Source organism: Phenylobacterium sp. (assembly GCF_020253645.1).
In the GTDB taxonomy this organism is placed as follows: Bacteria; Pseudomonadota; Alphaproteobacteria; order Caulobacterales; family Caulobacteraceae; genus Phenylobacterium.
On sequence record NZ_JADCBG010000132.1, the window covers coordinates 1 to 13,785 of the forward strand.

A 13,785-nucleotide genomic window follows, 5' to 3' on the forward strand; every position below is an offset into this window, starting at 1 on the left:
AAACGTATCTCTCCTGTGCAAGACGGATTCAATGAGTTCTCAAGTCCCCTCCCCCGACCGTTCACGCTCCGTCCATCTCAGCCGGCGCGGGGTGATTCTCTCCTCGGCGGCGCTGGCTTTCTCCGGTCTCAGCGCCTGGTCCGCCCGGGCCGCCGAGGGCGGCGTGATCAACGAAGTCCGAGGATACGGGTCGCTACGGCCGGATCCGGCCGGCGTGCTGGACCTGCCGGAGGGCTTCTCCTACCGGGTCCTGTCATCGGCGGGCGAGACCATGGACGACGGTTTCCTGGCGCCGGACCACTTCGACGGCATGGGATGCCTGGAGCTTCCGGATGGGCGGCTGGCCCTCATGCGCAACCATGAGCTGGATCCCGATGAAAGCCGCCTGGGGCCCTCAGGGGGGCGACCGGAGCTGGAGGCGCGGCTCTCCGGCGTCCCCGCCTTCGATCGACGGCCTGACGGGCGGGTTCTGCCCGGCGGCGTGACGACGCTGATCGTGAATCCGAAGACCGGCGAAATGGAGCGGCAATACCTGTCCCTGGCGGGAACCCTCGTCAACTGCGCTGGCGGGGTGACCCCATGGGGCGCCTGGCTGACCTGTGAGGAGACCATGATCTCCGCCCCGCGCACCCTGTCCAGCCACGGCTGGATTTTCGAGGTGCCCGCTACGGCGGAGGGGCCGGTGACCCCGGTCCCGCTGGTCGCCATGGGTCGCTTCCGGCATGAGGCCGCGGCGGTCGATCCGGGAACGGGAGTGGTTTACCTGACTGAAGACCGGGACGATGGCCTGCTTTATCGCTTCCTGCCGCGCACGCCGGGCCGGCTGGCCGAGGGCGGGCGGCTGCAGGCCCTGGTGCTCGAGGGGGGGGCCGACAGTCGCAACTGGCGGCGGGCCGACATGGCTGTTGGCGAGACCCGGGCCGTACGCTGGATCGACCTGGATGGCGTGGAAGCCCCCGCTGATGACCTCCGCATCCGCGGCCATGCCGCAGGCGCGGCCCTGTTCGCGCGCGGCGAGGGCATACACCTGGCGCCCCGTGCCGGCGGCGGATCGGAAATCTTTATCGCCTGCACCTCCGGGGGCTCGCGCAGGTTGGGCCAGATCTTCCGGCTTGTTCCCGGCGGAGCTGAAGGCGGTGACGTGATCCAGCTCTTCGTAGAGCCCACTGATCCACGGATCATGGATTACGGGGACAACCTTGTCGTCGCCCCTTGGGGTCATCTTGTGGTCTGTGAAGATCGTGTCGGCCTGAGGACGAACCACCTCAGGGGGGTCACGCCTGAAGGCCGGGTCTATACCCTCGCCCGCCTGCACATGAGAACCGAACTGGCGGGCGCCTGCTTCTCGCCCGATGGCCGGACTCTGTTCGTCAACGCCTATTCGCCCGGCCGGACCTTTGCGATCTCGGGCCCCTGGGCCGAGGTGAGCGACGCCGCGACCTGACAGAACGGGCCTTCGGCCGCGTCCCCCCTGGCTAACAAACAAGAACGGCCCCGGAGGACAAAACCTCCGGGGCCGCTTGTGGTCCCGCAGTCCGAGGATCAGGCGAGGTCGAAGCGATCCAGCTCCATCACCTTGGTCCAGGCCTTCACGAAGTCGGCCGTGAACTTCCCTGCAGCGTCGTCCTGGGCGTAGACCTCGGCCAGGGCGCGCAGCTCGGAGTTGGAGGCGAAGACCAGGTCGGCGCGGGTGGCGGTGCGCACGACCTTGCCGGTCGAACGGTCGCGGCCCTCGAAGAGGTCCTCGCCCGCCTGGGTCCAGGCGACGTCCATGTCCAGCACCTTCACGAAGAAGTCGTTGGAGAGGACGCCCACACGGTCGGTGAAGACACCGTGGGCGACGCCGCCATGGTTGGCGCCGAGGACCCGCAGGCCGCCGACGAGGACCGTCATCTCCGGGGCCGTCAGGTCCAGGAGCTGGGCCTTGTCGACCAGCAGTTCCTCGCCGGGAGCCGACACGCCGGCGCCGCGGTAGTTGCGGAAACCATCGGCGCGGGGCTCGAGGACGGCGAAGGAGTCGGCGTCGGTCTGCTCGGCGGTGGCGTCGGTCCGGCCCGGGGTGAAGGGCACGGTGATGGACTGGCCGGCGGCCTTCGCCGCAGCCTCGACCGCCGCGGAGCCAGCGAGGACAATCAGGTCGGCCAGGGAGATCTTCTTGCCGCCAGACTTGGCGTTGAACCGGTCACGGATGCCTTCCAGGGCGGCAAGCACCCTCGCCAGCTGAGCCGGCTGGTTGGCTTCCCAGTCCTTCTGCGGGGCCAGGCGGATGCGGGCGCCGTTGGCGCCGCCCCGCTTGTCCGACCCGCGGAAGGTGGAGGCCGAGGCCCAGGCCGTGCTGACCAGCTCAGGGATGGTCAGGCCCGAGGCGAGAACCTCGGCCTTCAGGGACGCGATGTCGGCGGCGTCCACCAGGGGATGGTCGACGGCCGGCACGGGATCCTGCCAGATCAGCACCTCGGCCGGAACTTCCGGGCCGAGATAGCGGGCGCGCGGCCCCATGTCGCGGTGGGTCAGCTTGAACCAGGCGCGGGCGAAGGCGTCGGCGAAGGCCTGCGGGTCCTTGTGGAACCGGCGGGAGATCGGCTCGTAGATGGGATCGAACCGCAGGGAGAGGTCCGCGGTCGTCATCATCGGGGCGTGCTTGACCGACGGGTCGTGGGCGTCAGGGATCATGTGCTCGGGGCGCACGTCCTTGGCTCGCCATTGATTCGCGCCTGCCGGGCTCTTCACGAGTTCCCACTCATAGCCGAACAGCATGTCGAAGTAGCCGTTGTCCCACTTGGTCGGATTGGGCTTCCAGGCGCCTTCGATGCCGCTGGTGATGGCGTCGCCAGCCTTGCCGGAACCGTGGGTGCTGAGCCAGCCGAAGCCGGCGGCTTCCATGGGCGCGCCCTCGGGCTCGGGGCCGACGTGGGAGTCGGGGCCGGCGCCGTGGGCCTTGCCGAAGGTGTGTCCCCCGGCCACCAGGGCGACGGTCTCCTCGTCGTTCATGGCCATGCGGGCGAAGGTCTCGCGCACATCGCGCCCGGAGGCGACGGGGTCAGGATTGCCGTTCGGGCCCTGCGGGTTGACGTAGATCAGGCCCATCTGGACCGCACCCAGGGGCTGGGCCAGCTCACGGTCGCCAGAATAGCGGTTGTCGCCCAGCCACTCGGCCTCGGGGCCCCAGTTGATGTCCTCTTCCGGCTCCCAGATGTCGGCCCGGCCGCCGCCGAAGCCGAAGGTCTTGAAGCCCATGGACTCCAGGGCGACGTTACCGGCGAGGATCATCAGGTCAGCCCAGGACAGGCTGTTCCCGTACTTCCTCTTGATCGGCCACAGCAGGCGCCGGGCCTTGTCCAGGTTGCCATTGTCCGGCCAGGAGTTGATCGGGGCGAAGCGCTGGTTGCCCGTCCCGCCGCCGCCGCGGCCGTCCGAGATCCGGTAGGTGCCGGCGCTGTGCCAGGTCATCCGGATGAAGAGCGGGCCATAGTGACCCCAGTCGGCCGGCCACCAGTCCTTGGAGTCGGTCATCAGGGCGTGGAGGTCCTTCTTGACCGCCGCCAGGTCGAGCTTCTGGAACGCCTTGGCGTAGTCGAAGTCCGGGTCCATCGGGTCGGTCTTCGCCGACTGCTGGCTGAGGATCTTCAGGTTGAGCCGGTTGGGCCACCAGTCCGTGTTGGACTGGATATTCGCTGTGGTCCGGCCGCCATGGCCGAACGGACACTTGCCTTCAGCAGATGACATGTCGTTTCCCTCTCCTCTCGCCACCGGGGACCCCGGGGCCTCATCCTACCTAGGTAGGCGCCGTCGCCCTATCGGGCAAATCGATTGTTTTCATCTGCACCATCGCCTGGCTCAATGATGGGGTCATCCCGCGCCGGTGATCTCCCGGGAGAGCTCCCAGAGCCGGTCTGCGCTCTCAGGATCCAGCGCATGCGGCATGACCCCGACCCATGGCGCAGCGGGGGTCCACGGCTCGGCCTGGGCGCAGTCTTCCAGATAAAGACCCCCAATCCCCTCGAGATCCGAAGCCACAGCGGCCCAGACGCTGGTCGAGGCGCCCTGCTCCGGCGTCTTGAATCCTTCGCGCAAGGCTCCGGTCTCCGCATCGATCCAGCCCATGGCGACCATCTCCTCGCGCGCCATGTGACGCTGCAGGGGCGTCATGATCCCGCCTGGCATCACGGCGTTCGCGCTCACGCCCCGGGCGGAGAAACGGGTGTGGAAGCCCAGGGCGAAAAGGCTGTTCGCTGTCTTGGCCTGCCCGTAGGCCTCCCACTTCTCGTAGGGCCGGGTCCGGTAGTTCGGGTCGTCCCAGTTGATGGCGGAGCGCCGGTGTCCGATCGAGGACAGGCTCACCAGCCGTGACGACCGGCCCGACTTCTGCGCCCCGGCCTCCAGGGCGGGGGCAAGCAGAACCCCCAGCAGAAAATGCCCGAAGTGGTTCGTGCCGATCTGCATCTCCAGCCCGTCCTCGGTCCGGGACAGGGGGCAGGCCATGACCCCGGCGTTGTTGATCAACAGATCAAGGGGGCGGTCTCCCCAGCGCGCCGCCGTGGCGCGGACCGAGGCAAGACTGGACAGGTCAAGCATCTCGAAACGGGCGCCCGGGCCCTTCGCCGTTCGATTGATGTCGGCCGATGCGGCGTTGGCGAGGTCAGGTTTCCGCGCCGCGATGACAACCTCCGCGCCGGCCTCCGCCAGGGCGCGGGCGGTCTCGATGCCGATTCCCGTCGCCGCCCCCGTGATGAGGGCGGTGCGGCCGGTCAGGTCATGACCGGCGACGACTTCGCGGGCCGTGGAGAAGGCCCCGAAGGACGAGGTGATGCGGGCGGTCATGGCTTGGGGTCCGATCGAGGCGAGAGACGACGAACATCGCATGGCCACCCGTCCGGGTCCATCCCGGCCCCAGCCCCTGCCCCAATAGGGCCGCGCCCTGAGGTCTTTCCTCGGCGTCCGGCCCGTGGTTGCATTCCTGAAACGGGAGGACGCGGCGATGGGCAGGCTCTGGTGCGGTGACCGGGAAACAACGGCGGAAGCCATCCGCGAACGCGCCCTCAGGGCGGCCTCCGGCCTGGAAACCCTCGGCGTGCGCGAGGGCGACGCCGTCGCCTTCTGCCTGCGCAATGAATTCGCCTTCTTCGAGGTCGTGCAGGCGGCCGGGATCCTCGGGGCGTTCCCGGTGGCGGTGAACTGGCACTGCACCCTGGACGAGGCCGACTACGTCCTGCGGGATTGCGGGGCCAGGGTGCTGGTCATCCACGCCGACCTGCTCGCTGGGCTCCGCGCCTCCGTCCCTGAGGGTGTGCAGGTGATCAGCGTCCGCACGCCCCGGGAAGTGACCTCCGCCTACGGCCTGGCGCCCACGGCGGGCGAGGTCGCGCCAGGCGATCTCGAGTGGGGCGCCTGGCTGGAGGGCTTCCCGCCCTGGTCCGGGGAGGCGCGGCGGGCGCCGAGCGTCATCATCTACACCTCGGGCACCACGGGCAGGCCCAAGGGGGTCAAGCGCGGGGCCGCCACCGAGGAACAGGCCCAGGCCTCCATGTCCATGCTCCTGCGTTCCTACGGCTATGCCGACTGGATCGACCGGCCCGGGGAGATCGTGACGGCGGTGGTCGGGCCCATCTACCATTCGGCGCCCAACGCCCACGCCAATGTCTCGGTGAATATCGGCGCCAATGTCGCGGTCATGCCGCGGTTCGACCCCGAGGCCCTGCTGGCCCTGATCCAGGACAAGCGCATCACCCACCTGAACATGGCGCCGGTCATGTTCAACCGGCTGGTCAAGCTGCCCCAGTCCGCGCGGGACCGCTACGACCTGTCGTCCCTGCGCTTCGTGGCCCACGCCGCCGCCCCGGTGTCGCCCCCGGTCAAGCGGGAGATGATCGAGTTGTGGGGTCCGGTCATCAACGAGTACTACGGCTCCACCGAGATGGGGAACGTGACCTTCTGCACGGCCGAGGAGTGGCTCGCCCATCCCGGGACGGTGGGCCGGCCCATGCCCAACACCATCGTCCGGGTGGTCGACGAGGACGGGAACGACTGCCCCGTGGGGGTTCCCGGCGAGGTTCTGGGGCGCAATCTCGGATCCGTCGACTTCACCTATCATGGCGACGACGCCAAGCGCCGGCGGGCGGAAAAGTTCGGCCTGATCTCGCCAGGCGACATCGGCTATTTCGACGCCGACGGTTTCCTGCACCTGTGCGACCGCAGCTCCGACATGGTGATCAGCGGCGGGGTCAATATCTATCCCGCCGAGATCGAGGCCATCCTGCTGAAGTTGCCAGGCGTGGCCGACTGTGCGGTCTTCGGCATTCCGGACGACGAGTTCGGCGAGGCCCTCTGCGCCGTGGTCCAGCCCCAGGAGGGACAGGAGATCGACCCGCAGGACGTCAAGCTGTGGATCCGGGGCCAGCTGGCCGGCTTCAAGGTCCCCCGCGAGGTCCAGTTCAGCGCCGCCCTGCCCCGCGAGGACTCCGGCAAGATCTTCAAGCGCAAGCTGCGCGAGCCCTGGTGGGAAGGCCGAGAGCGCCGGATCTGAGGCTCAGGGGGTCACGATACCGAACCAGAGGTCGAACCGGTCCAGCACCGACAGGAGACGGCCCAGTGCGGCCTCGCCCGGTTGGTCGGACGCCACGTCCTTCAGATCGGCGGCGCCCAGCACCAGGTCGATCAGCTGGTCCCGGCTCAGGGACACCTCCGGCGCACCCTCTCCATTCCTGTGGTGCAGGACCGCGTTCTCGACGCGGAGGGTGAAGGTCCCCTCCCCGTCCGGGAAGATCAGGGTGAGGTCCAGCTCCATGTCGCCGGAGGCCTCGCCGTTCAGGCGCACGGAAAGGCTGTCGAGCAGGCTTTCGGCGGGCAGGTTGCGCAGCTGGGTCCCCGCCGCCTGCCGGGGCTTGTCCGACGCAGGGATGGGGGTCCGCAGCTCCTGGGCGCCGGTCAGGTAGAAGTCCCGCCAGGGGCCGGACTCCGACTGGTAGCCCATCTGCTCCAGCAGGTCGGCCTGCAGGTTCCGCGCTTCGGTGTTGGAGGGGTCAGCGAAGACCAGGTGGTTCAGGACCTCCGCGCCCCAGCGGTAGTCGCCTTCGGCCTGGGCCCGGCGCGCCTCGGCGAGGACGGCGTCCGGCCCGCCTAGGGCCTTCACGTAGCGCCGGCCCGCCTCGACGGGAGGATGCGGGTTCAGGTGCGCCGGGTTGCCGTCGAACCAGCCAAGATAGCGCTGGTAAACCGCCTTGGCGTTGTGGCTGACCGTTCCGTAGAAGCCGCGGGTGTACCACTCCGAGGCCAGGGTCGGCGGCAGGCGCAGGACCTCGGCGATCTCCGGCGCGTTCAGCCCGTGATTGGCCAGGCGCAGGGTCTGGTCGTGGATGAACTTGTAAAGGTCGCGCTGCTTGCGCAGGAAGACGTCGATCTCCGCCCCGCCCCAGCGGGGCCAGTGGTGGCTGGCGAACATCACGTCGGAGTCCGCGCCGAACAGGTCCCGCGCCTCGTCGATGTAGCGGCTCCAGGACTTGGAATCCCGAACCTGGGCGCCCCTCGGGGTGTAGATGTTGTGCAGGTGGCAGGTGCAGTTCTCGGCCATGCAGAGGGCGCGGAACTTCGGGAAGAAAAAGTTCATCTCGGCCGGCGCCTCGGCGTCCGGCGTGATCTGGAAGACGATCTCGACCCCGTCGACGACCAGGCGCTCGCCGGTGCGGGCGATGGACACGGTGGGTGGGACCAGGGCGACCTTGCCCCCGGAAACGGCCTTGCCAAGCCCGGAGTCGACGTGGCCTCGGGCGTCCTTGGGCAGGAGGGCGCCGTACATGTAGGTCGCCCGCCGGCTCATGGCGTTGCCGGCGAGGACGTTCTCGCTCACCGCCTCCTTCAGGAAGCCCTCGGGCGCGATGATGGGCAGGCCTGAGGCAATCTCCTCCGGCGAGACTACCCCTAGAATACCGCCGTAATGGTCGACGTGGCTGTGGGTATAGATGACCGCCGTCACCGGCCGGTCGCCGCGGTGGGTGCGCATCAGCTCCAGCGCCGTGCGGGCCGGGGCGGCGGAGGTCAGCGGGTCAATGACGATGTAGCCGCGCTGGCCCTCGATGAAGGTGACGGTGGAGATGTCGAAGCCGCGCACCTGATAGACCCCTGGGGTCACCTCGAAGAGCCCGTGGCGCATGTTGAGCCGGGCCTGGCGCCAGAGGGCCGGGTGTACGGTCGGCGCGGCCTCGCCGTCCAGGAAGGCGTAGGGCTTGAGGCTCCAGGCGCCGGGGATGTCGGCGTCCGGGATGGAGGCGATGAAGCCCCTGTCGGCCAGTCGGAAGTCCCCTCCGTCATCCGGCGGGAGGCTCGCCCTGGCGGCCTGGAGGGCGGCGCGGGTCGCGGCGCTGGCGTCCTTGCGCTCGGTATCGGTCATGGGCGTCCTCCTGCCCGCCCCTTAGCCCCAAGGCGGGCGTGCGCCAAGCCGCGGCGTCGCCTTGACTCCCCGCGGGCGCGTCGTCCCAATCCCTCCCGGAGGTCCGCCATGCCTGAGTTCGACATTCTTTTCCGCAAGGCCCGGCTCATTGATGGCTCGGGCGGGCCGTCCCGGGAGGGCGACCTGGGGGTGCGTGGGGACAGGATCGTGGCCGTTGGTGATGCCGGCGACGCCCGGGCCGACGTGGAAATCGACGCCTCCGGCTGCGTCCTTGCGCCCGGCTTCATCGACGCCCACGCCCATGACGACCTGCCGCTCCTCCTGGAGCCGGACCTCGAGGCCAAGGTCAGCCAGGGCGTCACCACCACGGTCAACGGCAACTGCGGCTTCAGCCTGGCGCCCTGCCCTGGCGACCGTGGCCGGCCGCCGGCGCCGCTCGGGGCCTTCACGGGCAACGGCAAGCATCTCTACGCCAGCTTCGAGGCCTACTTCCGGGCCCTCGACGCCGCTCCGGGCGCGGTGAACTCGATCTTCCTCGTTGGCCACACGACCCTGCGGCACGCGGTGATGGAGAACTTCGACCGCGCCGCCACGCCGGCGGAGGTGGAGGCCATGTGCGCCCTGCTCGACCGGGCGCTGTCGGAGGGGGCGGCGGGGCTGTCCACGGGCCTCTACTATCCCCCCGCATATGCGGCGCCGACCGAGGAGGTCATCGCCCTCGCCCGCATCGCCGCAAGGCACGGGGCGCCCTATGTCACCCACATGCGCGATGAGAGGGACGGCGTCGCCGACAGTCTGGAGGAGACGTTCCGGATCGGCCGGGAGGCTGGGACTGCAGTGATCGTTTCGCACCATAAGTGCGCTGGCCGGGACAACCATGGTCGCTCGGCGGAGACCTTGGCCCTCATTGAAGGGGCGGCCGCCCGCCAGGAGGTGGGGCTGGACGCCTATCCCTACACGGCCGCCTCGACCTTTCTGGTCCCTGAACGGGCGGCGGCGACGGCGCGGGTGGTGATCACGGCCTCGCGACCCCACCCCGAATGCTCTGGCCGGGAACTGGCCGAGATCGCCCGCGACTGGGGCTGCAGTCTCCTTGACGCCGCCGAGAGACTTGCGCCCGGCGGCGCCGTCTATTTCGACATGAACGAGGACGATGTCCGGCGGATCCTGGCCTTCCCCGCCACCATGATCGGATCCGACGGCCTCGTGATGGAGGCCCATCCGCATCCCCGCGCCTGGGGGACCTTCCCGAGGGTGCTGGGCCGTTACGCCCGGGAGGAAGGTCTCTTCAGCCTGGAGACGGCCGTCCACAAGATGACCGGCCTGACCGCCTCCCGCTTCGGGATCACGGGGCGCGGAGTCCTGGCGGAGGGCGCCTTCGCCGATCTCTGCCTGTTCGATCCTGAGGCCATCCGCGACGTCGCCGACTTCGCGACCCCCAAAACCCGGAGCGCCGGGGTTCTGGGGGTCTGGGTCAACGGCGAGGCGACCTGGGACAGGGGAAAGCCCACCGGCGCCCGTCCGGGTCGCGCGCTTCGGCGCCGGATGGCGGGAGGCGTCCATTGACCCCCGATCCGGCCCGTGAGCTCTACCGTTCGGTGTCCGCGACGCCCGAACGCGCCCGCGGCCTGCCGGGGCAGGTCTATTCCGACCCCCTTGTCCTTGAGGCTGAGCGACGGGAGGTGATGCGCGCCGGATGGCTGCCCATCGCCCGACTGGATCAACTCGCCGCCAACGGGGACTTTCTCTGCGCGGACGCAGCAGGTGAGCCCCTGATCGCCGTGCGCGGCGCGGACGGAGTGCTGAGGGTGCTCTCGTCGGTCTGCCGTCACAGGGGCCTGCCCCTGGCCTCGGGCGCGGGACAGGCTCACGTTCTGACCTGCCCCTATCATCTCTGGCGCTACGGGCTCGACGGACGGCTTCTCTCTGCGCCCGCCATGCAGGGGTCGGAGATCTTCGCGCCGGCGGATTGCCGGCTTCCCGAGTTCCGGAGCGAGGCCTGGGGCGGCTTCCTCTTCGTCAACCTCGACGGTGCGGCGGAACCGCTCGCGCCTGCGCTCCTGCCCCTCGCGGCGCGTCTTTCGCCAATGCGTCCCGAGACCCTTGTCACCGTCGACCGGATCGAGCTGGATTCCCCCTGGAACTGGAAGATCATGGTGGAGAACTTCCTGGAGTCCTACCATCACATCGGCCCGCACGCCGCGACCCTGCAGGCGACACATCCTGGACTTGGGACATTCGAGGGCGCCGGATCAGACGCCTTCACCGTTCTGGAGAACCCCCCAGGCGATCCGGCCGGACACGGCTTCATCGTCGCCGGGGTCTTTCCCCTCGGCCTGCTTTACCTTTCGGAGGATCCGGAACCTACGGGCGTCTGGTACCAGCTCGATCGCCTCCAGCCCGAAAGCTTCCGGCTGACCATCCACCTTCTCGCCTCGCCTGCACTGGCGGCCCTTTCAGGGTTCGCCGAAGGGATGCGGGGCGCTGTCCTGAAGGTCCATGCCGAAGATATTCCCATGTGCGAGGGACTCCAGGCCGGGGTCGCCGCCGGAGCCTATGCTGCGGGGCCGCTCAGCCCGCTGGAGCGTCCCCTCTGGCGCTTCCATCGGCACCTTGCCATGCGCCTGGCGGGCGACTGAGACACGGGTCTCCGCGGGCGGTTTCCTTTTCGCGACTTGGGCGCCATATGAGACGCGACGGGTTGAAGGCTGCGACCGCGCCACGCCCTCTGGGAGGAGAGACGAGTTGCATTATCAGGAACTGAAGAAGGCCTGGGACGAGCTGACCGCGCCGGGCGCCCCCTTCGAGCTGGTGGTCCAGGAGCTCCGCGGGGCGCCGATGAAGGTGTACAAGAACGCGCCGCCCAACGTCCGCGCCGTTTGGCTCTCCACCGCCGCTTACGGTGATCGGACCTATATCGTCTATGAGGACGAGCGGATCACCTATGCCGAAGCCCACCGTCTCACGGCGAGCATCGCCAACTGGCTTCTCGCCCGGGGCGTCAAGCGGGGCGACCGGGTCGCCATTTCCATGCGCAATTTTCCCGAGTGGATGCTGATCTATTGGGCCTGCGTCTCCATTGGCGTGACGGTCGTGGGGATGAACGCCTGGTGGACGGCCGAGGAAATGTCCTACGGGTTCAACGACGCCCAGCCCAAGGTGGCCTTCGTGGACCCGGAGCGCATGGCGCGCATCGCCGAAAGGCCCGAGATGGTCCAGGGCGTGACCCTGGTCGCCGTCCGGGCGCCGGCGACCGAGGGCTATGTGTCCTGGTCCGAAGTCCTCGCCACCGGCGGCGCCATGCCGGACGCGGAGATCGATCCGGATGACGACGCCTGCATCTTCTACACTTCGGGGACGACCGGCTTCCCGAAGGGCGCCCAGCTGACGCACCGTGGGTGCGTGGCCAACCTCTTCAACATGATGTTCTCCGGCCAGGCCCAGGCCCTGGCGACCCAGCGCGCCACAGGCATCGCGCCGGATCCGAACGCTCCGGTCCCGGTCCCGATCGCCCTGCTGACCACCCCCCTCTTCCACGTGACCGCCAACAACTGCGGCGCCTACGCCACCACTGCGGCGGGCGGCACAATGGTCCTCATGTTCAAGTGGGACGCCGGCGAGGCCCTGCGCATCATCGAGGCCGAGAAGGTCACCTCGATGAGCGGCGTGCCGACCATGGCCCGGGAGGTGATAACCCATCCGGATTTCGCCAAGCGCGACACCTCCAGCCTGCTCAGCCTCGGCGGCGGCGGCGCCCAGGTGCCTCCGGACCTGGTCCACAAGATCGACTCCCAGGTCAAGACCGCCCGGCCGAACACCGGCTACGGCATGACCGAGACCTGCGGCATCATCACCGCCATCGCCGCCGACTTCTTCGTGGATCGCCCGGACAGCGCCGGCCCCGCCATGCCGGCCTTCGAGGCGCGGTGCGTGGATGATGAGGGCAACACGGTGCCGCTCGGCCAGGTGGGCGAGCTCTGGGTGCGTGGATCGCCGGTGATCAAGGGCTACATCAACCGGCCCGAAGCCACCGCCGAGACCATCACTGACGGCTGGCTCCATACCGGCGACATCGCGCGGATGGACGAGGACGGTTTCATCTACATTGTCGACCGAAAGAAGGACATGGTCCTGCGCGGTGGAGAGAACATCTACTGCGCGGAGGTGGAGGCCAATCTCTACCGGCATCCCGCCGTCGCGGAGTGCTCGGTGTTCGGGGTTCCCGATGAGCGCCTGGGAGAGGAAGTCGGCGTCGCCATCGTCCTGAGACCCGGCCACACCGCCACTCCCGATGACCTGCGGGCGCACTGCGCGGCCATCGCAGCCAAGCACAAGGTGCCGAGGTACATCTGGATCCAGGAAGACCCCCTTCCCCGGAACGCCAGCGGCAAGTTCCTGAAGCGGGAACTCAGGGATACCCTGAAGCTCCAGGACGCGGGCTGACCGGGTCCTGGGATCGAGGCCCGGCGCGGGTGTACTCGCGCCGGATCCTGAAGCGGGAAGAGACCGGGTGACGCTGGGCAAGCGCGCCTGGCCCCAGCCGGCTTGCACAGGCTCCGGCGCCGTCACCCGCGTCGAGGTCGGTCCTGGTCCATTCAGCTCTGGACAAATGCCCGGAGTTCAAGATCGCCACGGAGGCCCCCGAGGGACTTGTCGATGACGCCCCCCGCCGGAGAGATCCTTGTGGACGCCCGCGGCCATCACTGCCCGGTGCCCACCCTGCGTCTGCGTCGCGCCCTCGCCGAGGCCGGAGATCGCGAGGTCAGGCTTCTCGCGGATGATCCCATGGCCCGCATCGACGTCCCCCACTTCATCCAGGAAAGCGGGGCCCGGCTTCTGGGGATCTCAGAAGTCTCGGGCGTCCTGGAGTTCCGCGTCCGACGGGGATAGCCAAGCCTTGTGCGACGAGGCCGGCCTTGCCAACAGAAGCCGGCAAGTGGTCGCTAGCCGTTCAGGGCCCCCACCCCCTTCAGCGCATCGAGGTCGCTGTCCGAGAAGCCCCAGTCCTTCAGAGCTTCACGGTCATGGGCCCCGATGGCCGGCGGTGGACCCTGGATAGCCCCCGGGGTCCTCGAGAACCGCGGCGCCGGAGCGGGCTGGGTCACCCCGGCGACCTCGACGAAGGTCTGCCGGGCGACGTTGTGGGCATGCCTCGGCGCCTCATCCAGGTCGAGCACCGGGGCGAAGCAGACGTCCGTCGCCTCCATGAGGGCGCACCACTCGTCACGGGTCTTGGTGGCGATCACCGCCGCCAGCTTGGCCTTGAGATCCGGCCAGGCGCCGCGGTCCATCTGAGACTTGAAGGCGCGGTCAGAAATCCCTGTCGTTTCAAGGAGAAGTGCATAGAACTGAGGCTCGATCGAGCCGATCGACACCCACTTGCCATCCGAGCACTGGTAGGT

At 68.8% G+C, this 13,785-nt stretch carries 10 protein-coding genes; 6 read left to right on the forward strand and 4 right to left on the reverse strand.

What is annotated here, in order from left to right:
- Positions 1–31 precede the first annotated feature (31 nt).
- Positions 32–1,444, forward strand: coding sequence for an alkaline phosphatase PhoX (locus INE98_RS09205; RefSeq protein ID WP_293538426.1), 1,413 nt, complete (start codon positions 32–34; stop codon positions 1,442–1,444).
- 98 nt (positions 1,445–1,542) lie between these two features.
- Here INE98_RS09205 and katG read toward each other — a convergent pair whose 3' ends face one another.
- Together katG and INE98_RS09215 are read right to left on the reverse strand one after the other, a co-directional pair.
- Positions 1,543–3,726, reverse strand: a complete 2,184-nt coding sequence (gene katG, locus INE98_RS09210; protein WP_293538428.1) for a catalase/peroxidase HPI — start codon at positions 3,724–3,726, stop codon at positions 1,543–1,545.
- Between the two features lie 123 nt (positions 3,727–3,849).
- Entirely contained in the window at positions 3,850–4,821 is a 972-nt protein-coding gene (locus tag INE98_RS09215; protein ID WP_293538429.1) for an oxidoreductase, read from the reverse strand.
- A gap of 124 nt (positions 4,822–4,945) precedes the next feature.
- On the opposite strand from INE98_RS09215, the gene INE98_RS09220 reads away from it, so the two are divergent.
- On the forward strand, positions 4,946–6,523 hold the full coding sequence (locus INE98_RS09220) for an acyl-CoA synthetase (protein WP_293538430.1): 1,578 nt from the start codon (positions 4,946–4,948) through the stop codon (positions 6,521–6,523).
- Between the two features lie 3 nt (positions 6,524–6,526).
- Here the strand turns inward: INE98_RS09220 and INE98_RS09225 are convergent, their stop codons facing one another.
- Complete coding sequence (locus INE98_RS09225) at positions 6,527–8,383, reverse strand: alkyl sulfatase dimerization domain-containing protein (protein ID WP_293538431.1); 1,857 nt, start codon at positions 8,381–8,383, stop codon at positions 6,527–6,529.
- 108 nt (positions 8,384–8,491) lie between these two features.
- On the opposite strand from INE98_RS09225, the gene INE98_RS09230 reads away from it, so the two are divergent.
- From INE98_RS09230 to INE98_RS09245, 4 genes are all read left to right on the forward strand, one after another.
- Positions 8,492–9,949, forward strand: a complete 1,458-nt coding sequence (locus tag INE98_RS09230) for an amidohydrolase family protein (RefSeq protein WP_293538432.1) — start codon at positions 8,492–8,494, stop codon at positions 9,947–9,949.
- A complete protein-coding gene (locus INE98_RS09235) occupies positions 9,946–11,022 on the forward strand; it encodes an aromatic ring-hydroxylating dioxygenase subunit alpha (RefSeq protein WP_293538433.1) in 1,077 nt (358 codons plus the stop codon). Before INE98_RS09230 ends, INE98_RS09235 begins: the two co-directional genes overlap by 4 nt.
- 106 nt (positions 11,023–11,128) lie before the next feature.
- On the forward strand, positions 11,129–12,826 hold the full coding sequence (locus INE98_RS09240; protein ID WP_293538434.1) for a class I adenylate-forming enzyme family protein: 1,698 nt from the start codon (positions 11,129–11,131) through the stop codon (positions 12,824–12,826).
- Positions 12,827–13,039: 213 nt separating this feature from the next.
- Positions 13,040–13,273, forward strand: coding sequence for a sulfurtransferase TusA family protein (locus INE98_RS09245; protein WP_293538435.1), 234 nt, complete (start codon positions 13,040–13,042; stop codon positions 13,271–13,273).
- 53 nt (positions 13,274–13,326) lie between these two features.
- Here INE98_RS09245 and INE98_RS09250 read toward each other — a convergent pair.
- Positions 13,327–13,785, reverse strand: a 459-nt coding sequence (locus INE98_RS09250) for a CoA transferase (RefSeq protein ID WP_293538436.1), incomplete at its 5' end; no start/stop codon positions are given.